Origin of the sequence: Botrimarina mediterranea, assembly GCF_007753265.1 — a bacterium.
GTDB classification, from domain to species: domain Bacteria; phylum Planctomycetota; class Planctomycetia; order Pirellulales; family Lacipirellulaceae; genus Botrimarina; species Botrimarina mediterranea.
The window spans coordinates 4548969-4570837 of sequence record NZ_CP036349.1; the positions used below are offsets into that span (position 1 = coordinate 4548969).

A 21869-nucleotide genomic window follows, 5' to 3' on the forward strand; every position below is an offset into this window, starting at 1 on the left:
CTCAGTCGCAGAGGTTTTCCCCACCTCTCGCAGTTCGGCCAATGCGAAATTACCGACGAATGGTCCACCCGCAGTTCAAACGGGATCAGATCTGCATCGAGCGGTTCGGCCGACGTCGTGCAAGAGGACAGGCAAGTTCTCGAATGCTTTCGCGTCTTTCTCGCGATCTCCGCACGGCGTATCGATGCTGGCTGATGGAGTCGATTCGCTAACGGTTGAAGAACAACGGCGTCGTTTGCATCTCTCGTCCAGCCGTCGATGGCGCGTACGCCTGATCAACGCCTTGGCCAGTGTCGAGACTGCCCGATAGCAGCATGCCCTCGATCACCACTTCAGAGATTCGCAGGCGGAGAGCGGCGTCGAGGTAGTTGCTCTTGGTCTGGGCATAGGTCCGTTGCGCCGTCAGCACGTTAAGGTAGTTCGCTTCACCCGCCCCGTACATCTTTCTTGAGAGGGTAAGGGCCTCGTCGGCGGCGGGGAGGATCGTCTCCCGGTAACGTTCTACTTGGTTGCGGGCGTCGGCGTAGGTTTCATAGACGGGCGCGAGCCGTTGCTGCAGGCTCAGCTCGACTTGATCGATGGCTTGGCGAGCGGCTGCCACCTCTCGCTCGGCTTGAGCGATGGCGCCTTGGTTGCGGTTCCAGAGCGGGATCGGCACGGTGACCGCCACGCCCCCGTCGGCCTTGCCGCCAATGCCGTTGTCCTGCCAGTTCACCAGGCCCATGAAGTTGATGTTGGGGATCGGCTCGACCCGCGCCCGGTCGACGGCGAAGCGGGCTCGGTCTAACTCAGCGACCGCGGCGCTGACCTCGGGGCTGCTGCGTCGCAGCCTGGAAAGGGCGATGTCGAACTCGATCTCCTTGGCGGGCGCGGCCGGGTCGCCGCTTAGCGGCCGGATCGAGAACGTCGGGTCACCAATCACAGCGGCGAGGGAACGCCACGCCGCCTCGTGCCGGTTCCTCGCGCTCTGCAGGGCAATCTGGGCCTGCTCGGATTCGAGTTGCGCCTGAAGCATGTCGACGCGGCCCACTTCCTTCGATCGGAACAAGGCGTCGACGGTTTTCGTCCCCTCGCCGCTCACCCGGATCAACTCCTCCGCCAGCTCGATCTGGCGCTGCGCGATGAGGACTTGATAGAACGCGACGCGGACATCGGTGAGCACGCGTTGTCGCTGGGCGGCGAACTGTTGTTCGGCGACTTCGATGCGTTTCTGAGCAACGGAACGGCTGAGCCGCAACTTGCCGCCGGTGACGATCTCTTGGCCGAACGCTACGCCGTGCTGTTCGGCCAAGCCGCCGCTGCCCAGCTGCTGCCCGTCGTAGCCAAGAGACGGGTTCGGGGGCAGGCCCGCTTGGACCCAGGCGCCTTTGGCGGCCCCGACGAGGGCGTAGACGCGGGCGATCGAAGGGTTCTGCGAGAGCGCGATCGCTTCTAAGTCCTTGAGCGACAGTCCTCCCTCCGACGCCTCGGCGGATGTCAGCGCGGCGGGAGGCGGCAGTCGCTCGATCGGCGGCGAGGGATCGAGTGGGTTCCTCAATGTCCCCGCCGACTCCTGTGCGGAGACGATTGGCGGCGCCATCGCGGCGATAGCCATCATCCCAACGATAGCGACCCCCGCGAGCGAGTGGCCCGTGCGATGGGTTGTTTTCATGCGAGGGACTCCTTCCCCATGCCTCAGCTGGCGGGTTACTACAGGTTCGATCGACAACGCCATCTACCGGCGCCTATGCAAATCGCCGAGTTATGCGTCACTGCACTTGCTAGCACTTATTAACCATGTCCCGATCGTCGCCGATGCGAGCAGTAGCCCTGCGGCGAACGCGGCGTAAAAGTTCCATCCGTAGTGCGACGCCAGTGCAAGCGGGACAAAGAACGGCAGGCCCAAAGGCACCAATACGAGCGTGTCTTTCGCGAGTGTTGAGATTGACGCGAGGTCCTGGTGCTGTCGCCAGCTGAAAGCGAAGGCGAGGATGCTGGTTAGCGGGAGCGATAGCAGCAGTGCGCCGTAACGGGGTGAGCGTTTTGACAGCTCCGACACAGCGACGATGATCCCTGCCGCCACAACCACCCGGAGGAGATACGCCATCAGGTTCATGGGCCTTGGTCCTAGAAAAAGCCTCCCCCGCGACGAGTCGTCGCGGGGGAGGCACTGTGTTAAGGCGTACGCCGGAGCCGCTATTCCGCAAACTCGCCCATCGCGGGCTTGCCGTCGATCTCCCCGGAGACCGTGCCGGCGAAGTCGGCGACATTCCCGATCCCGGGGTCGGTCCCGACAAACTTCGCGGCCTTGCCGTCAACCGGGTCCACGGGCTGCATCGTGACCGTCATCGGCGCCACCACCGTGCCGTCGGCGGTCTTCGTCTCCTTGATGCGGAGCACGAACTCAGTGGCGGCGATGGGCGCCGGGGTCTTCTCGTCATCGCCGAGGAAGAGGATCATGCACAGCTTGGCGCCGTGATCGACCGTGAACTCCGCGTGATGACTGCCGAGATCGAAGACAACGCCACCGCTGGGTCCGGCGCCGTGCGCGTGCTCTTCCGTCGCCGTCGAAGTCGATGCGGCGAGGGGTGATTTCGTCGTCGGCTCGCTCTGGCCGCATCCGAGTGAGATCGCCCCCACAACTGCGATCGCTGTCAGGTTCCAAGGTGAGCGGTTCATCACAAGCTCCTAGGGTTCAGAGGTAAGGTTGAAGATTGGTTGCGTAGCCAGCTGGATAGCCGGCGTATCTAGAGCTCGTCGAGCAAGTCGGACTCGGCACCGTCGCTGAGCACCAGCCGTTGGGCGTCCTTGCCGCTGAAGCGCCAGAACAGCCCGGGGTGCAGGAAGAACTCACAGAAAGTCGACGTGGTAAGGCCGCCGAGGATCACCGTGGCGACAGGGTAGAGAATCTCCAGGCCCGGCTTGGCGCCCCCGGCGACGATCGGCGCCAGGCCGATGCCAGCGGTGAGCGCCGTCATCAGCACCGGGGAGAGCCGTTCGAGGCTGCCGCGGAGGATCGTCTCGCGTGAGAAGGGCTGGCCCTCCTCGTTCATCAGGTGGAAGTAGTGGGTAACCAGGAGGATGCCGTTGCGGACGGCGATCCCGCCCAGCGACACGAAGCCGACGAGGCTGGCGACCGTTAGCGTTTGCCCCGTCAAGACAAGCGCCAGCACGCCGCCGATGAAAGCGGTGGGGATCGCGTTCAGGATTTGCAGCGTCACGCGCGTCGAGGGGAAGAGCATCATCAGCACGACAAAAATGCCGACGATCGAGATGCCTGCCAGCCCCGTGATCATCAGCGTGGCCGATCGCTGCGCCTCGAATTGCCCGCCGAACTCGACGAAGTAGCCTTCCGGCAGGTTCAGTTTCGCACGGACGCGGCGTTCGATCTCTTCGATGGCGCTCGCCAGGTCACGGCCGCTGACGTTGCAGCGCACGACCTGTTTGCGCTGCACGTTCTCGCGGTTGATCAGGTTGGGACCGCTCGCGGCGGCTGGGAAATCGGCCACGTCCTTCAGCCGGACCTGGCCTTGCCCACTCGGCAGGTCGAGACGCAGCTCCTTGAGGAACTCGGGGTCGGAGTGATACGGCTCTTGCAGACGCACCACCAAGTCGAATCGGCGTTGCCCTTCAAGCACGCGCGAGACCGCTTCGCCTTTCAGAGCCGTCTGTACGAACTCGGCGACGTACGCGCGGCTGAGGCCGTAGACGGACAGGTCGGCGGGCCGGAGCACGACGTGCAATTCGTCCACTCGTTGCTGGGGATCGACGATCGGCGGGGTGACGCCCTCGATCAGGGACAACTCGTCGCGGGCCTCTTCGGCCAGCATCCGCAGCTTGTCGAGGTCGGCCCCAAAGATCTTTATCGCTACTTGCGCGTTGACGCCCGAGAGCATGTGGCTGATCAGGTGCGAGAGGGGCTGCTCGGCGTCGATCTCGACACCCGGCGCCTCGCTGCGGAGATCGACGATCACCTGACGGAGGAACTCGTCGCGGCCGACGCCTGATTCGGGGTTCATTGTGAGGATGTACTCGCCGACGTTCACGGGCTGGGCGTGCTCGTCGAGTTCTGCCCGGCCGGTCCGACGGGCGAAGTGGAGCACGGGGCCTTCGGGGTTGTCGGGCGACTTCTGCATGGCGATGAGTCGTCGGTCGATCACCGCCGCCACGTCGTTGGACGCCTTCAGCGACGAACCGCCCGGCAGGGCGACATTGATCTGGACGCTCCCCTCGTCAAACTTTGGGAGGAAGTCCGCGCCAAGCTGGGTCAGTTGCCAGACGCTGAAGCCGACGAGCAGCCACGTGATCGCGAGGAGCGGACCGGCGAACCGCATGCTGAAGCGGATGAGGTAGCAGGCGCCCCACTTCAGCGCCCGCAACATGGCTCCGTCGTGTTGTCGGTGCGTCGCCTGGGACTTGGGCAGCAAGTAGTAAGAGAGCACTGGTGTCACGGTCAGCGACACCAAGAGCGAGGCGAGGATTGAGACGATGTACGCCAAGCCCAACGGGATAAAGAGCCGGCCTTCGACACCCGAGAGGGCGAACAGCGGCAAGAAGGCGAGGATCACGACCGCCGTGCCGAAGACGATCGCCGAGCGGATCTCCCGGCTCGCTTCGTAGACCACGACGAGGGCGGGTCTTGGGGTCGGTCGGGCGTTGTTCTCGGTGAGCCGGCGGAAGATGTTCTCTACATCGACGATCGCGTCATCGACCAGCTCGCCCATCGCCACCGCGATGCCGCCGAGCGTCATCACGTTGATTGACAGCTCCACGCTCGAGAGGAAACTGATCAACCGAAACACCAGCGCCGTCACCACCAGCGAAAGGGGAATCGCGGTGAGGGTGATGAAAGTCGTGCGCAGGTTGAGCAGGAACAAAAACAAGACGACAACAACCAACGCCGCCCCAATCACCAGCGCTTCTTCGACGTAGTAGACACCGCGGTCGATAAAGCTCTTCAGTTGAAAGAGGTTGGTGTTGAAGACCACGTCCGCCGGCAAGGTCGCCTTGGTCTCGCGCAACGCCGCTTTCACTTGATCGGTGAGCAGCCGCGTGTCGGCGTGCGGCTGCTTGACGATCGTGACCACAACGCCCGAGTGACCGTCGATGCTGGCGTCGCCCCGCTTGGGCGCGGGTCCCTCGACCACCTCCGCGACGTGCCGCAACAGCACCGCCCGGTCGGCGTTGACCTTCACCGGGACGATCAGTAGCTCGTTGATGACCTGGCGTGGCAGCGGCCCCAGTCGCCCGATGACCCGTACGGGCCGCTCGCTCTGATCTTCTTTGAGAAAGCCGCCGCTCGTGTTGAGGTTGTTGTCCTGGATCGCCCGCTCTACCTCTTGTAGCGTGACGTCGTATTCCTGCAGACGGCGAGGGTCGATCAGCACTTGGTACTGCTTCACCTCGCCCCCCATGATGATCACCTCGGCGATCCCCGGGAGCTTCAGCAGCCGCGGCCGGATGACCCAGTCGGTCATCGTCCGCAGGTCCATCTGCGCTTCGAGCGGCGTGCGGAACGTCACCGAGTGTGGCGTGGCGCCGGTCTTGAACGTGGCGGTTGGCCGCTCTTGCGTTCCCTCCCACCGAAGGCTTTCGATGGCGGTGGGCATCCAATACTCAAAGTCATCTCGCCTCATCGGATTCCAAACGACGAGGTCGCCCCCCTCGGGCAGCTCGGCGACAAGGTCGGTCCCATCGACCGGCGCCAAGCGTCCACCGCGCGGGCCTGCGCGGTGGTGCACGCCGATGTGCAGGATCTGCCCCATGATCGAGGCGGGGGGCGTCATGATCGGGCGGATGCCCTCGGGCATCGGCACGTTCGCCAGCCGCTCCATGACGACTTGGCGGGCGTAGCGCACTTCGGTACGCCAACCGAATTCGACGTAGATGACGTTCATCCCCTGGCTCGATTGGCTCCGCACCGCTTCGACGCCCGAGGCGCCTAGGATGGCGGTCTCGATCGGGTGCGTGACAAGCGTCTCCACCTCTTCGGGAGACAGACCCGGGCACTCGGTGAGGATCACCACGCGGGGCCGGTCGAGGTCCGGGAAGACATCGATCGGGATCGTTGTCGTCAGGTAGCCGCCGTACACGAGGACGACGAGCGAGAGGACCAACACGAGGGTCCTCTGGCGGAGGGCGGCGCGGATAATGGCGTTGAGCATGCGGTTTCCTTACCGTCCCTCGTCTTCGTTCTTGTGCAGGCTTCCGTCCGCGTGGATGTGGTAGCCGGGAGGGAGCCCGTCGGACTTCGTCTTGGTCATCCGGTTGAGCTGCGCCGCCGCTGTGAGTGTCACCGCCGCGATGGTCCGCTGCTTGCCATCACGCTCGTACGTCTCCAGTGCCCCGTCGTTCGCCAGCACCACACGATCCCGGTCGCGATGCAGCACGCGGACGCTCACTCTCTGAAACGTGTTCACGTTCTGGGTGAAGACGTAGTTCTCGGCGCCTTCGGCGACGACCGCATCGGCCGGGAGGGTGAAGACGCCGTCCATCCGCTCGACGCGCACTCGCAGCAGGACCTTCTGACCGGGGCGGAAACGCCACAGCAGACGCGCGCGCCCCCCCTGCACGACGACTCGATGCTGGTTCTCAAGCGGCAGCCGGAAGCCGAAAGTCCGGGTTTCTGGGTCGATCGTGTTGTCGATGTAGCGGATCGGCAGCTCGTTCTCGGCAGTGGGCCAGCCGCTGCTCTCCCCCTCCTGGAAATCCACCTCGACGGGCCACCCTTTCTCGAGGCTCTGCTGCAGTTTCGACGTCTCGTCGCGAAACGCACGGCCCTCGATCGCGAGCAGTTGGTGGTTGGCCAGTCGGCAAAGCGGCTCTCCAGCACGGACCTGCTGCCCAAGATCCACGAGCAGCTCCTGCAGTTCGAACCCGAGCATTTCTCCGGTCGGCGACTCCTCACCGGCGAAGACGAGCGGCGGCGCCGTGACCTGCAACTCACTCAGGAGCTTGCCCCTCTCGATGCCGCCGATTTCCTCATCGGACAGCCCGCGGTTGCGTAGCTCCTGCCGGTAGCCCTGGGCCGCCACTTTCAGACGGGCGATCTCACTCTCCGCCTCAATAAGGCGGGCCTGCGGGATTCCTTCGCCGGCCTGGGCAAGTCGTTCGCGACGCGCCTCGGCAATCTTGAGGTTTTCGCCCGTCTTGAAGAGCTCAGCCTGGGACTGCTGGAGCGACTCACTGGCGAGCCGCAACGTGAAGAGCGATTCTCCCGGCTCGACGAGGTCGCCGGGCACATGCAAGATGCGGTTGATTACCCCCTCGACGCTGGCGACCACTTCCCGGTCGCTCATTCCCGGCCGGTCGACGATCATTCCGGGAACCGTCACCGCCCGCCAGAACTCGCCCGTCTCGATCGCCTTGGAGACGATCCCCAGGTTATGCTGGGCGCGGTCACCAACGATGATCTTGCCGTCCGGCGTTGCCGCCGCGGTGAGCTGCTCTTCTGCTGCCGAGGAAGTCGCTGCCGGTTCCGGCCGCAGATGCCGGTAACCGAGCCAAGCGGCAAAACCGGCAGCGCCAAGCGCGCACAGCGCAGCAAAGGTGACCAGGATGCGACGGAGCATCGCTATCTCCGAGAGTACCGCCTCAGGGGCGGATGGCCATCGCGCGGCCACGAGTAAGAAAGGCAGAACCAACACCGCCCCGGCCTAGGCGCGAGACGACATAACAAATGGCGTTGGATGCCAGCTCAGATACGCAGATTGCGTAGAGCTATGAAGAGTGCGCAGCCGCGACCCCCGTGGGGTGGACTCGTATCGAAAGTCGCGGGCCATGGCGCCAAATCCGCGACGATGATGATCGGCGGCCATGCCGTCGCGTCGCTGTAGAAACTCCGGCTCTGAACCAAGTCGGTCCCACGCGTCGCGCCGGTTGTCAGCTCCGACAGAAAGACAGCGTTGTCGTCGTGATCCGTTGGTGTACTGTGGAATGCCGGCGTCTTCGGCGCCTGATCGTGCTCACGAAACGACCGATGGCGACCCAGGGAATTGTGGCGACCGTGCGAGTGTCCACAGTGATCGTCCACGTTGTCGTCGACGTGATGGTGGCTCAGATGAACGTGAGCACCTGCCGCGTGTCGGCCCGCACCGTAGTCCCTATCACCATGCACGTGCGGCACCGCAACCCAATGGGTAAGGGCGAACGCCGCGAGCAGAAGAGTGGAGACAAATCGCCGGTACATGGCCGCCAGAGTTGAGGAGCATCGCCCAGGGCATATCAGGCAAGCGTAGCTGTGCAAATGTGTGGGGGCAATGGCAGCTAACTATTTCGGCGACGCCCCGATTCTTGTTGGAGAGAACCCCGTTCGGGATGTGTGAGGAATGGGCCAATCTGCCGAGTCCCAAAGCTACTGTACCGGTTCCGAATAGTTGTGCACGTAGGTCGGTCCAACCCGCCCGGCTCCGAGAATGAGAAGACGGCTAGGTCCGTAGGTCGATCCGTCCGAAGCAGATTGACCTTAGACCCATCCGCTCGGAGCCTTCGACCGCAGGCACCTTAGCTAGTAACGCGAACGACACTGTCGAAGGTTGGCCACACCCCTCCCGAGAAGTTCACGAGCTGGAATCCGTAGCTTGGGGCGCCGTCGCCACTTCGCAGCCAACGGTCCTCTTGAGCTGGGCGAGCGATCCGGCGAGCATTGCCTCCGCTCGTACGGCCTGCAGTTCTAGCGTGAACATTTCGGTGAAGCCGTCGGTCACTTCGCGGAAATCGACTCGACCGCCGCGGTAATCGGCTGCTGAAAGCTCGATCTGGCGCTTGGCTCGGGGCAGCATCCTCTCGGCGTAGAGGCGTCGTTGCTCTTCGGCGGCTTCAGCCGTCTGCACCGCTCGGCGGATCTGTCGCAGTGAATCGTCGTGGGCGTCGTTGTAGTCACGGTTCGAGGCGACGGCTTCCCATCGTGCCTCATTGACCCCCGCGCGGATGCGGTCGCGCCAAATCGGCAAGGTGAGGCCCACCATGAAGCTCACGTTGTCGTGGCCGTTCGCGACGGGTGAGATGGCGTCGGTCTCGGTGACCGTTTGCCAGCCAGCCCCTAGCGTGAAATCGGGGTATTTCTGTAGTTCGGCGAGCTTCACTTTCTGACGGTCTCGCGACACGGCCCACTGCCGCTCCCGCAGCCGCGGATTACACCGTTCCGCCGCGGCGACGAGAGCTCCTAATGCTGTCTCAGTGTCTTGGGGCACGAGATTCTCAGTCGTCGCGAATCCCTCGTCGCTGGGGCGTTGGATCAGGGCCGCCAAATCGGCCTCGGCCAACTCGCGACGGCGACGCAGGTCCACCAGTCGATCGTCGATGCCGTCCACCTGGAGTTGCGCACGCAGCACGTCTTGCTGACTGCCGCCCGTCGCGTTGCGGGCTTCGGCGAGCTGAACAAGCTCGGCGGCGATTTGACGATTCTTCTCCGTAATCGCGATCGACCGATCGGCGAACCAGAGCTCGTAGTACGCAAGTCGGGTGAGCTCTTCAATCTCTAGTTCAACCTGCGCCAGTTTTGCTGCGGCGATCTGGACCTCGCGACAGGCAATCGCCTCCTTTGTCCAGCGCTTTTCCGGCCAAGGATACATCTGTGACACCATGAGGCCGTTACCCACGCGACCTCCCGCCGTTTGGAGAGCTTGGTCCGAGATCGGGAAGAAGGTGTTGGTGATCGTCGGGTCTGCGAGCGAACTAGCTTGAAGTGGCCGATTGGTCGCCGCCGCCACTCTCGCCCGGGCGGCGAGTACCCGCGGATGTCCCGCCAGCGCGGTCTCAACAAAGTACGACTCGGGCTGGCGAAGGACCTCGCCCAGCGGCGCCTCCGCCTCGATTGGCTCCGGGAGGATGGTCGCGGCTGACTGCACTCTATCCGGCGGGAGTAGTCCCTCTTCCGACGCTTCAGAATAAGCGGCCTGGACCGTGGGCCCCCCACCCGACACACCGGAGGCGAATTGAGGCGCCTGCGGATGAGGGTCGCTCGTCACCGACGCCAGACGATCCCGAACACTGCGACAGCCAGCGGACCCTAGAATCAAGCACACCGTTACGAAAAAGCGGCGGCTTGCTCTGGAGATTATCACTCGGCCGGCTCCTTCCGTACTGGCTATTTCTTCGCTCCCTTCCGGTCGCAGGACCCCTTCTCAAGGGCCCGATTTCGCTTGCTGCCGTCCTGGGCGCGACGTAACCTTTATCCATGGGGTTCCCCGAATCGTCCTATCGACCCTCCCAATGCTGCTGTCCCGCTCTTCCCGATTGGCCGTTAGCCTTTGCGCGATCGGAGCACTCTTGCTCCCGCACGCACTGCCGCTAGCGGCACGCGCCTCGGCCTGCCAGCAGTCGGCGGTTGGCGTCTCCACCTGTGCTTGTTGTGGGAGCTGTCGGGTTTCGGAATCGGGCGCCCGCTGTCGTTGCTGTTGTTCAACGACTTCCAAGTCACACGACCATGAGCGACCCGTCGCCACTCGCGGCTGCTGCGGCCCCAAGGCAGTGCAGCAATCGAGTCGCTCGGCCGTGAGGGGAGCCTCACCCGTCAAGGAGTTAGAAGCAGGCGTTTGTCTGTGCGGCAAGGGCCCAACGCCGGCGCCGCCAGCACCCGATTCCCGGACCGCCGCCGAACTGCTCATCACGCTGCCAGGAAGCGCGCCCACTCTAGGAGTCGTCTCGCTTCAGCCACTAACAGGTCACCGACTTTCTTCGCGTTCGGCGCCGCTGGAGTCCATCCGGCATCCCGTTCAGCGCCTTCTCTGCATCTGGCTCATCTGATGCTCGCGCCACCGATGCGCGCCCACGGTTACTAAATACCGCTGCGCGTCTCAAACCGGTGGTAATTCCTCGTAGCCGCGCCTGGGCGTATCGATACGTCCCCTTGGCCTGAGGCCGGCGCGCCCCTGCGTCTCGTGCGAGCATGAGCCATGACTTCAGAAGAACCTGTGGAAAGAGAGCGATCGGTCAGCGGCCGACAGTGGCTGCTGCGAGTCGCTGTTCAATGCGCCGCTTTGCTGGCGACTTTGGCCCTCGCCGTCGCCCTCGTCGGCGTCGCGCAGCGGACCGGATGGCTCGCCGCCACATCCGGAACAGGGGACCGCTCAGCAGGCCCCGAATCCGCCGTACAGCCCCAGTTCACCTGTCCGATGCACCCCGAGATACGCCAAGACGCGCCGGGCAAGTGCCCCATCTGCGGGATGACGCTGGTAGAGGTCGCCGGGCGCAAGACGGCGGCGGCGGAGCCAGTGGCCGCGGGCGAGGCGGATCGCTACATCTGCCCGATGATGTGCACGCCGCCGCAGGGATCGCCTGGGAGATGCCCTGTGTGCGCGATGGAACTCGTGAAAGCGCCGAGCGGGCCCGGTAGCGGGAATGAGCGCAGCGTGGTGATCGACGCGGCGACACGCCGTATTGCCGGCATCCGCACCGCCGTGGCGACGCGAAAAACGGTCTTCCGATCGGTGCGGGCGGTCGGCGAAATCGCGTACGACCAGCAGCGGGTATCGACGATCTCCGCTTACGTCGATGGGCGCATCGAACAGATGTTCATCGACTATGAAGGCGCCGTCGTTGATGCAGGGGACGAGCTCGCCGTCGTCTACAGCCCCCAACTCTACTCGGCCCAAGTCGAGTACCTCGCCGCGCAGCGCTCGCCGGCCCTCGGGGGCGTACTAGGAGACACCGACGGGCTGCGGCGTGTCGCCGAGGACAATCTCCGCGAGCTAGGCATGACGGCGCAGCAGATCGACGAGCTGCTGACAACGGAGAAGGCGAGAAAACGATCGACCATCACTTCGCCCCAAAGCGGCACGGTCATCTCCCGGCTGAAGGTCGAAGGCGACTACGTGAAGACGGGAGACCCGATCTACCGCATCGCCGACCTATCGACCGTCTGGCTGATGCTCGAACTCTACCCGAGCGACGCCGCTCAAGTACGGTACGCTCAAGAAGTCGATGTCGAGTTGTCGTCGGAGCCCGGCGTAATCTTCCCGGGGCGCGTCGCGTTTATCGATCCGGTCGTGAGCGCAACGACGCGGACCATCCAGGTACGGGTTGAGCTGTTCAACTCGGACGGGCGCTTCAAGCCGGGAGACTACGCAACCGCGAAGCTACGCCTCCCCGCGGTACAGGGCGACACCGTCTATGACGCCGCGCTAGCGGGCGCCTGGATCAGCCCGCGCCACCCGCAGATAGTGCGAGACGAACCGGGAGAGTGCCCCCTGTGCGACACGCCGCTCGTTCCCGCCAGCGATTTTGGCTACGCAGCGAAACCCACCGCAAACTCAGGTTCGGTCACGGTACCCCGCTCGACGATCCTGCTGGCGGGCGATAACTCTGTCGCTTACGTGGAAGTCAACGAGGGGGAGTTTGAGCTTCGCAACGTCGTCGTCGCCGCGTTGACCCCGACCGAAGCGGCCCTCGCCGGAGGTATCGCCGAGGGCGAGGTGGTCGCCACCGACGGCGCTTTCCTCATCGACTCGCAGATGCAATTGGCTGGGAAGCCGTCGCTGATAGATCCGCAGCGAAGTGACCAACCGGCCACGCCATCTGCTGGGGAGACGCAACATGCTCACTAGGGCGATTCGATTCTGTGTGAGCGAGGCGTGGCTGGTGGTCGCCGTGGCCTGCGCCGTATCGGCGTTCGGTTGGTGGTGCTTCCTTTCGGTTCCGATCGACGCGATCCCAAACGTCGGCGAGAACCAGGTCATCGTCCTGACGAACTGGCCGGGGCGATCGCCCAAGGATGTCGAGGATCAGATCACCTACCCGCTCAGCGGCGTCCTGCTGGCGACACCCGGCGCCGAGAGCGTCCGCGGCAAGAGCATGTTTGGCTACTCGTTCGTCCAAGTGACGTTCGAGGACGGCGTCGATTTCTACTGGGCGAGGAGCCGTGTCTCTGAGCAGCTCGACGCGGCCCGAGCACGCCTCCCCGAGGGCGTAACGCCTCAGCTGGGGCCGGACGCCACCGGGCTCGGCCAAATCCTCTACTACGTTCTTGAACCCCCACCGGAAGGCCGCAGCCTTGCCGAGCTGCGATCCCTACAGGACTACGTCCTGAAGTACGAGCTCCAAGCCGTGGAAGGGGTGAGCGAGGTCGCGTCGATCGGCGGTTATGTGCAGCAGTATCAGATCGAGGTCGATCCCGACCGCCTTCGCTTCTATGGCGTCACGCTCGACCAGCTGCTGATGGCGGTCCGAGGGTCCAACCTCGATGTCGGAGCGAAGACAGCCGAAGCGTCGGGGATGGAGTACATCGTCCGCAGCAAGGGTTTTATAGGCGGCGGCGCCCAAGGTGACGCGCTGATCGACTTGGAACAAACGGTCGTTATCCAGCGAGATGGCGTACCCGTGAGGCTCCGGGACGTGGCCCAGGTCCAGATCGGCCCCGACTTCCGCCGGGGCGCCCTCGACTACAACGGTTCCGAAGCGGTCGGCGGGATTGTGGTGATGCGTTTCGGGGCCAACCCCCGCGCGGTTATCGACGCGGTCAAGCAGAGGATCAGCGAGTTGGCGCCATCCCTCGACGGCGTCAGAGTCACTCCCGTCTACGACCGTACCGGCCTGATCGATGAGACAGTCGCCACCCTCAGCGAGTCACTACGCGACGAGACGCTGATCACCGTGGTGGTGATCGTGCTCTTCCTCTTGCATGTGCGGGCCAGCTTCGTCGTTGCCATCACGTTGCCCTTGGCGGTCGTGATGTCGTTCATCGGCATGTGGGGCTTCGGGATCGATGCCAACATCATGTCGCTCGCTGGGATCGCGATTGCGATCGGTGAGGTGGCGGACCTCGCGATCATCGTTTCGGAGAATATCTATCAACACTTGGTGGATTGGCGCAAAAAGAAGGGCGACGACGCTAACCAAACGCGTGCGGAAGTCATCATCGCCGCCGCCGCCGAGGTCGCACCCGCGGTCGTAACCGCCGTCTCGACGACCGTCATCAGCTTCATGCCGGTTTTCTTTCTGACGGGCCGCGACTACAAGCTCTTCGCACCGCTGGCCTATACCAAGACCTTTGCGATGCTCGCCGCGCTGGTGGCGGCCGTCCTCTTGACCCCGGCGTTGTGCCGACTGCTGCTCGACTCCGGGCGGTGGTCCCGGCGGCGAAGCCTTTTCGTCGCCACCGCGGTGGGCGCTATTTCGGCGATAGTTGCGGCAGCTTTCTGGCGGGCTGGCTTCGAGCACCTGCTCCCGTGGGGTCCCGTGTGGGGTCCGATTGCCCTCGGCTTTGCCGGAGGGGCGATCACCTACATCGGCTCGCGCGAGCAACTGCGTTCGGTCGATGAGAACCCCACCAGCCGAGCGATCCTCTTCATTTACGAACCCCTGCTGCGTTTCCTGCTGAGCCACAAAGGGCTATTCGCCCTAGCGCCCGCCACGCTGATGGTGTTGGGCCTCGGCGCTTGGATCGGTTTGCCGACCGTGCTGCGACCGGCAGAGACCGTCGCGGAGTGGCTCGGGGTTCGCCCCAACGAACTGCCCGGGTATGTGGACTTGAAGCACACCTTCACGGGCCTTCGGAGCGACGACTGGATCGCCCTAGACGAGGGGAGCTGGTTCTACATGCCAACCCTCTACCCCGCGGCGGGGTTCGGGCAGGCGATGCAGGTGTTGCAGACGCAAGACGTCTTGATCCGTCAGATCCCTGAGGTGGCTGAAGTGCTCGGCAAGATCGGTCGCGCCGAGTCCGCGCTCGACCCGGCACCGGCGGAGATGATCGAGACCTACGTGATGCTGAAGCCGGTTGACGAGTGGCGAGAGGGCGTAACAGCCCGCGACGTTTGGGACGAGATCAACGCCGCAGCGACGCTCCCCGGTGTGACCCCCGCCAGCCCGCTGCAACCCATCGAGGGGCGAGTGGTGATGTTGCAGGCCGGCATCAAGGCCCCGATGGCGGTCCGCATCTATGGGGATCGCCTCTCGGACCTTGCCGACGCCGCGCTAGCGGTAGCTGATCAGCTGCGAAAGACGCCGTACGTCAATCCCACCACGGTGAATCCCGACATTGTGCTGGGCAAGCCGTACGTGGAGTTCGAGGTCGATCGCGAAGCGGCAGCGCGATACGGGATGTCGGTGGAAGAAGTCAACACTGTGGTTGAGGTCGCCCTCGGGGGCAAGAATCTTATCACCACTGTCGAAGGTCGGGAACGTTATCCCGTGCGACTCCGCTATCGACGCGACATCCGCGAGGGAATCGACGAGTTAGGTCGCCTGCCGGTCGTAGCGCCGACGGGAGAGGTGGTACCTCTAGAAGAACTAGCGACCATCGGCACTTCTTGGGGCCCGGGAGCGATTAGTAGTGAGAACGCTAGGCTCGTCGCGCACGTCGCCTTCTCACCCGGGGGGCAGACAGGAGACCTAGAGACGGTGAGAGCCGTCGAAGAATCACTTGCCGCGGCGCTCCGCTCCGACGAGCTAACGCTTCCCGCCGGCTACACGTGGGAGATGGTGGGTTCGTTCCAGAACCAGATCGAGGCGAACCGTCGCCTCCTAGTCATCATCCCGCTAGTGGTCGTCGCGAACCTGCTGCTGATCTACCTGCAATTCCGCAGCCTGCCGCTGGCGCTGATCATCTTCTCTCAGATCCCGGTCGCCTTCGCCGGAGGGATGATCGGGGTGGCGATCGCCGATGTCGAGATCAACACGGCCGTCTGGATCGGGTTCATTGCGTTGTTCGGGATTTCCGTGGACGACGGCGTGGTGATAGCGACCTACATGGAGCAACTCTTCATGCGCCGTAAAATCGAATCCGTTGCTGACCTCCGCGAGGCGACCGTTGAGGCAGGCAAGCGCCGCATCCGTCCCTGCCTGATGACAGCCTTCACCACCTTCGCGGCCCTGACGCCGGTGATGCTCGCCGATGGACGAGGGGCGGATGTCGCCCAAGCGATGGCGTTGCCGGTGTTTGCCGGCATGTTCATCGAGATGATCTCGCTGTTCGTTGTCCCCGTCTTCTACTGCGGCTTCATGGAAATGAAGCTGCGAGGCGGCTTCGCCGACACGCGTTGGCAGGCCCACCCGGAGATGGCGGCCCCTCCATGATTTCTCAAGAACGCAATCCATTCTCAAACTCAAGGAATACGTCGATGAAGATGTCACCCATTTTAACGCGGCTTCTATCCCTGGTGCTCTCGGCCGCACCGGCTGCAGGATTCGCTCAGCACGCAGGGCATGGCCCAAAGGATACCGATGCTGCGCAGGCCATTCAGGACCCAGCGAACCAAGGGTCTGCTTCGGAATCACCGGCGGCGACTGCGGAAAAGAAAACCTCCGCGCTCGGACCGCACGGCGGCGTGATGGTCGAGCAGGACGGGCTGCGAGCAGAAATCCTCGTTGAGGAAACGGGGATCAAGCTCTATTTGCTCGACATCGAGCCGATTGAGTCGAAGGGGCTGCGCGCCACCGCGGTGATGAAGATCGCCGACGACCCAAATCAGCGCCGGTTCGATTTGTTGTCACAACCGTCCGAAGAGGATGGAGTACGCCTGCTGGCCGCCCGCTACGATCTCTCGCGATATGGCGGCCAGACAGCAGAACTGAAGATCGAGGGACTCGTGTATAAATCGACTAAACAGTCGTTCCCGAATCTCGTCGCGAACGTGCAGTTTCCGCTAACGGCAGAGCAGTCGCGCGCCACCGCCATCGCCGATCAGAAAATATGCCCCGTCAGTGGCGAGCCGCTCGGCTCGATGGGAGACCCCGTCCCGGTGACGGTCGGCGATCAGACGATCTATGTCTGCTGCGATGGGTGCGTGGCGAAGGTAAAGGCTGATTTTGCCCACTACTTCCAGAAGCTTCACAAGACGACCGAGCTGATCGCAATCCCGGCCACAGAAGCCGACAGCGACGCCATCGCCAAGCAAGAAACTTGCCCGGTGATGGACGAGCCGCTTGGGTCGATGGGGACCCCCCTCAAGGTGACCGGCCTCGGGCGTGACGTCTTCCTGTGCTGCAAGGGGTGCCTGAAGTTCCTGCGAGCAGAACCCGAGAAGTACTTGGCCAAACTACCTCCGCTTCCGGCGCCCGCAGTAACCAAGGCCAGCGCTGCGGACGCCGCGCATGTCGAGGCGCAGAAGTTATGCCCCGTCATGGATGAGCCGCTCGACGCGATGGGGGGCCCGTATCGTACCGTCGTCGAAGGACGCGTCGTCTACCTGTGCTGCCCCGGATGCGCTAAGCGGCTTCATGCCGATCCGGCGAAGTATCTTGAAAAGCTGGCTTCGCAGGGGGTCGAGCCCCCAGTGGCCCGTTGAGAGACGGCGCCGCCTCGGCGCCCGAGGCGCCACTACGCCCGCAGAACGGTCCGTAGCTCGGCTTGCTGCGCACTTATCACTGCACAGCCCCTTTAGTTTCCAATCAGACCCCTGCGTGCCAGGCAACGCGGGCTTGGACTCTGGAATGTGCGGATTCAACCAACACCGCCTTGACTCCGTACCGTAGTACGGAGCCGATAATGCGTAGTGGAGGAAGCTTATGGTCGAACGAACGATTGGAAAGCTGGCTAGTGCGGCTGGCGTTAACGTCGAGACGGTCCGGTATTACCAGCGGCGGGGGCTCTTCGATTGTCCCAGCGCCGACAACGGTTTCCGAAAGTATTCCGACCGGGACGTTGAGCGGCTCCGTTCGATCCGCCGGGCGAAAGAGCTTGGCTTTACGCTTGAGGAAATCCGCGACCTTCTGAGCCTTGCCGAAGGAACGCACGGAGGGCGAAGTGAGGTCAAGGCGCTCGCTGAAGCGCGAGCCAGAACTGTGCGGGCGAAGATCAACGACCTCCTCCGCATGGAGGAGGTGCTGAAGAAGCTGACTACCGCGTGCTCAGGACGAGGCCCCGTGAGAGGCTGCCCGATTATTGAGGCATTGAACGTTCCCGAAGGAACCCAAGAGGAGTAAGGCGATGCAACAGACCTACGAGACCAATCTACGTTGCCAGAAGTGCTTGGCCACGATCAAGCCGCTCCTCGATGGCGAAGATCGAGTGCTCAACTGGTCCGTCGATCTGGACGACGCCAAGAAGCCGCTCACCGTCGAGCTGGCGGCTGCGTCTGACGGCGATCGCGTCATCGAGCTACTGGCGGGCGCTGGCTACGAGGCGACCCCCATCAATCGGCCGCATGGCCAGCCGAGCGGCGCGCCGCAACCTCTGGCAACCGACGCCCCCGAGAACTTCAAGCTGTCCAACTACAAGCCGCTGATGCTGGTGATCGCTTACGTCGTCGGCGCGACCGCCGTCGCCGAATCGATCCACGGTTCGTTCGAGTGGCCGCGAGCGATGAACTACTTCATGGGCTTTTTCTTCTTGGGATTCGCGTTCTTCAAGCTGCTCGATATCCCGGCGTTTGCCGATTCGTTTTCTAGTTACGATATCGTCGCGAAAAGATCCCGCGGCTACGCGCTGGCGTATCCCTGGATCGAACTGGCGCTGGGGGTGTTTTTCGTCAGCGGCGCTCTACCTTTCGTCGCAAATGGTGTGACGGCAGTCATTATGGGGGTTGGCCTCGTCGGAGTCGCCGGGGCCGTCTTCCGTAAGCAAACGATCCAGTGCGCCTGCCTCGGAACCGTCTTCAACTTGCCGATGTCCGTGGTCACGATCGTCGAGAACACCGTCATGATGTTGATGGCGATCGTCATGCTAGCCATGCATCTCTCGACTTGATTGCCCGGTACGCGTTCTATCGGCGTGAAGTCTGCCTGAGCCACAAACTCTAACGATTGGTGCGGTCGGTGCACCTCTGCGGAAGAGTTTCGCCGCATTGGAGACCGCCATACCGCCGACGCTGTAAGGAGAGTCGACAAAATATCTCTCTCAGCGGGTAGGACACGGAATGCCTCGCTTTCTCCACGTCGCGAAGCTCGCCCTTTTCGCCACCGCTGCTGGCGCCGCGGCGCAAGAGCAGCTCGCGCCGCCGGCCGCCTTACGTCCTTCGGCGCCAGGAAAGTCGTTCACTGCGCCGCCTGCCATTCCGCCTGCCCCCGGCGAGGAACTGAAGATCGACGTGCCTCAAGAAGGGGATGCTGTTGGGCCGGTCTACGCGCTAGACGAGCTGCTTACCCTCGCCGCGCAGAACAACCCAACCCTCCGGCAGGCGCAGCTGCACATCTCGGCCGACCTAGCCAAAGCACAGCAGGCCGGGCTCTACCCCAACCCCGTCTTCACGTACCAGGCCGAGCAGATCGGTGTCGATTCCGAGACCGACACCGACACCCCAGGAGAGTTCCATGGAGGCGTCCTCGAACAGCGGTTCGTGACGGCCGGCAAGTTGCGACTGAGCCGTGAGAAGTATTTGCGACGTGCGCATGTCTCCGAGCACCTCGCTACCGCGCAGCAGTTCCGCGTCTGCAACGACGTGCGGCTGCATTTCTATCGAGCCTTGGCCGCCGGCGAAACCTTGGCGGTCCGCCGAGAGTTGCTCAAGAGCGCCGAGGATGCTGCGGTTACGTCGCAAGAGGCGTACAACATGGGCCAAGCGCGCCGACCCGAGGTCCGCCGCGCGAACATCACGCTCCAGCGCGCCCGCCTCGACCTGTTGAGCGCCGAGAACGCCCAGCGTGAAAGCTTCCGCGCGCTTACCTCACTGGTCGGCGTCACCCTGGCGGAGGGGCGTGTCAAAGGAAGCCTTACGCCCGAGCGTGAACCAGCGTCGTTCGACGCCGAGTTGGGACGCCTGCTTGCCAACAGCCCCGAAGTCGCCGCCGCCCGCGCCAAGCTGGCCGTCGACCGGATGACGGTCCAGCGCGAGCGGGTGGAGTGGACCCCCGACATCGTCGCGCGCGGCGGCGCCGGGTACAATTTTGAAAGTGGAGAAACGGTTGCCGTTGCCGGTGTCGCCTTGGAAGTGCCCATCTACGATCGCAACCAAGGAACGATCCGCCAGGCGCAGGCCGACTACGCCCGCCAACAGCAGGAGGTCCGACGGATCGAATTCCAGTTGCAGAATCGGTTGGCGACGGCCTACCAGCAGTACTTGACGGCTCTGCAGCACGCCCACGAGTACGAGCGGGTAATCCTGCCCGAGTCAAAAGCGGCGTACGCTGAATTGTTGGAGAGCTACAAGCGAGACCGGGTCGATTGGTCCGATGTGCTGATGGCGCAGCACGACTATTTCGACGCCAAGCTGACGCAAGTTGAGAACTTGCTCGAAGCCCGCACCCACGAGGTCCTGATCGCCGGTTACCTGCTCCACGACGGCCTGATGGCGGCCGAAGACGCCACACCGCCCGGCCACATCGACGCAACGCCCCGCCCGCGCTGATTCGCCCACCGACAACCCGCTAACTCGACAGTCGATCATGAGCACGCCTCAGAACTCGAACCGTCCGCCGCGTCGTGAGTTCTTCCGTACGTCGGCGCTGGCCGCGGGCGGCGCCTTGGCCGCCACTTCGGCGGGGATGGCACAGCACAGCGGTCATGGGATGCCGGACGATGGTGAGAGGCGGCACGAGCTGCCGAAACCTGTAGGCGACCCCTCGGCGGGCCGGCCCGCCGGCGCTCAGGACGAGTACGAGGGCTTCCATCGCTTCGCGCCGAGTCGCGGCAACAGCCCCGACAGCGACTTCTATCTCGGCAAGCTCGTGCCGGGCCTCCGCGATCCCGCAGCAGGCCGGGCGCCGTTCGTCGCGCCCGACGTGCCATCGCTCCCCTACGAGATCAAGGACGGCGTCAAGGAGTTTCACCTCCACGCGACGCCCGTCGAGGCCGACTTCTTACCCGGCTACAAGATGAACGTCTACGGCTACAACGGCAGCCTGCCGGGGCCGACGATCGAGGTCACACAAGGCGATCGGGTGCGGGTCATCGTCACCAACGATTTGCCCGAAGAGACCTTCATGCACTGGCACGGCTTCGAGTGCGGCATTCAATACGACGGCGCTGCTTCACTGGTGCAGAACCCGATCAAGCCGGGTGAAAGCTTCCGCTACGAGTTCACCTTCCACGAAGAAGGGACGTTCTTCTACCACTCGCATGTCGCGATGCAGGAGGCGTTCGGCATGGTGGGCTGGTTCATCGTCCATCCGAGGAGCGACTGGGACCCGCCGGTCGACCGCGACTTTGGGTTGATCTTCCAGAACTTCTTCATCGAGCCGACCCAGACGGTGGCCGACTCCTGGAGGATGGACTGGAACTGGCACACCATCAACGGTCGCAGCGCGCCGTACATTTCGCCGCTGGTGGTCAAGCACGGCGAGCGGGTGCGGATCCGCATCCTCAACTTCTCGCCGATGCAGCACCACCCGATCCACCTCCACGGGCATACGTTCTGGGTCACCGGCCACGAAGGCGCGCGGACGCCCAAGTCCGCTTGGATTCCGCGGAACACCGAGTTGATCGCGGTCGCCCAGGCGGCCGAGCTGGAGTTCATCGCTAACAACCCGGGCGACTGGATGATGCACTGCCATATGGTGCATCACATGATGAACCACATGACCAAGCAGGTCGGTCCTCGCGTCCGTCCCGGGCAATCGGTCGACGCCTATCTGAAGGACCTCGACCGCGTTCCCGAAGCAGCGCTACGGAATACCGATCCCGGCTTCGCGGTGCCCGGTTACCCCCAAGACATGCAGGGGATGAACATGGGCATGATGATGAGCGACGCGATCGTCGGCCGCCGCGAGACGCTCGGCATGCGCAAGGGCTGGCCGATGGCACTAATGGGCCTGATGCTCGCCGTGCGGGTGCTGCCCGAGGACCTGTACCACCTCGTGATGGAGACCGACGAGCACGTGGAGCCAGGCTCGGTCTTCGAGGAGATCGTCCGTCGCTTCGGCGATCCTTCCGATTACACACCGGCGATAAGAATGTCGCACGGCTAGTGCGCCGCCACGACATTTCGTGAGGGATGAGTCATTATATCTACGTCGATCCGCCCACCGACAGCAGTCTAGGCATTTTTTTGCTACAGCGGTTGCATCCACCTCGCGGA

At 63.6% G+C, this 21869-nt stretch carries 14 protein-coding genes; 8 read left to right on the top strand and 6 right to left on the bottom strand.

The genetic code is table 11. From position 1 onward, the window contains the following. Window positions 1–208 precede the first annotated feature (208 nt). From Spa11_RS17530 to Spa11_RS17550, 5 genes are all read right to left on the bottom strand, one after another. Window positions 209–1651 (bottom strand): TolC family protein, encoded by a 1443-nt coding sequence (locus Spa11_RS17530; RefSeq protein WP_197529486.1) that lies wholly within the window; start codon window positions 1649–1651, stop codon window positions 209–211. 90 nt (window positions 1652–1741) lie between these two features. Continuing rightward, window positions 1742–2086 carry a DUF3147 family protein gene (locus Spa11_RS17535; protein ID WP_145114613.1) on the bottom strand — a complete coding sequence of 115 codons (345 nt, stop codon included), beginning with the start codon at window positions 2084–2086 and terminating at the stop codon, window positions 1742–1744. A gap of 89 nt (window positions 2087–2175) precedes the next feature. Further along, window positions 2176–2658 (bottom strand): hypothetical protein, encoded by a 483-nt coding sequence (locus Spa11_RS17540; protein WP_145114615.1) that lies wholly within the window; start codon window positions 2656–2658, stop codon window positions 2176–2178. Between the two features lie 68 nt (window positions 2659–2726). Continuing rightward, on the bottom strand, window positions 2727–6143 hold the full coding sequence (locus Spa11_RS17545) for an efflux RND transporter permease subunit (RefSeq protein ID WP_145114617.1): 3417 nt from the start codon (window positions 6141–6143) through the stop codon (window positions 2727–2729). A 9-nt stretch (window positions 6144–6152) separates the two neighbouring features. Next, the gene (locus Spa11_RS17550) at window positions 6153–7550 is read right to left on the bottom strand and encodes an efflux RND transporter periplasmic adaptor subunit (RefSeq protein WP_145114619.1); all 1398 of its coding nucleotides are present in this window, start codon (window positions 7548–7550) and stop codon (window positions 6153–6155) included. A gap of 389 nt (window positions 7551–7939) precedes the next feature. Here Spa11_RS17550 and Spa11_RS17555 point away from each other — a divergent pair, with 389 nt between their 5' ends. Beyond that, entirely contained in the window at window positions 7940–8182 is a 243-nt protein-coding gene (locus tag Spa11_RS17555) for a hypothetical protein (RefSeq protein ID WP_145114621.1), read from the top strand. 355 nt (window positions 8183–8537) lie between these two features. Here the strand turns inward: Spa11_RS17555 and Spa11_RS17560 are convergent, their stop codons facing one another. Continuing rightward, a complete protein-coding gene (locus Spa11_RS17560) occupies window positions 8538–9827 on the bottom strand; it encodes a TolC family protein (protein WP_145114623.1) in 1290 nt (429 codons plus the stop codon). 1047 nt (window positions 9828–10874) lie between these two features. Between Spa11_RS17560 and Spa11_RS17565 the strand changes: the two genes are divergently transcribed. From Spa11_RS17565 to Spa11_RS17595, 7 genes are all read left to right on the top strand, one after another. After that, the gene (locus tag Spa11_RS17565) at window positions 10875–12524 is read left to right on the top strand and encodes an efflux RND transporter periplasmic adaptor subunit (RefSeq protein ID WP_145114625.1); all 1650 of its coding nucleotides are present in this window, start codon (window positions 10875–10877) and stop codon (window positions 12522–12524) included. After that, window positions 12514–15993: an efflux RND transporter permease subunit gene (locus Spa11_RS17570; RefSeq protein WP_145114627.1), complete on the top strand. Its 3480-nt coding sequence runs from the start codon at window positions 12514–12516 to the stop codon at window positions 15991–15993. Before Spa11_RS17565 ends, Spa11_RS17570 begins: the two co-directional genes overlap by 11 nt. Window positions 15994–16037: 44 nt before the next feature. Continuing rightward, on the top strand, window positions 16038–17204 hold the full coding sequence (locus Spa11_RS23325; RefSeq protein ID WP_231933016.1) for a hypothetical protein: 1167 nt from the start codon (window positions 16038–16040) through the stop codon (window positions 17202–17204). Between the two features lie 220 nt (window positions 17205–17424). Further along, window positions 17425–17841, top strand: a complete 417-nt coding sequence (locus Spa11_RS17580) for a MerR family transcriptional regulator (RefSeq protein ID WP_145114629.1) — start codon at window positions 17425–17427, stop codon at window positions 17839–17841. 4 nt (window positions 17842–17845) lie between these two features. After that, entirely contained in the window at window positions 17846–18604 is a 759-nt protein-coding gene (locus Spa11_RS17585) for a MauE/DoxX family redox-associated membrane protein (RefSeq protein WP_145114631.1), read from the top strand. Window positions 18605–18773: 169 nt separating this feature from the next. After that, window positions 18774–20201, top strand: coding sequence for a TolC family protein (locus Spa11_RS17590; protein ID WP_145114633.1), 1428 nt, complete (start codon window positions 18774–18776; stop codon window positions 20199–20201). 37 nt (window positions 20202–20238) lie between these two features. Next, a complete protein-coding gene (locus Spa11_RS17595) occupies window positions 20239–21759 on the top strand; it encodes a multicopper oxidase family protein (protein WP_231933018.1) in 1521 nt (506 codons plus the stop codon). Window positions 21760–21869 lie beyond the last annotated feature (110 nt).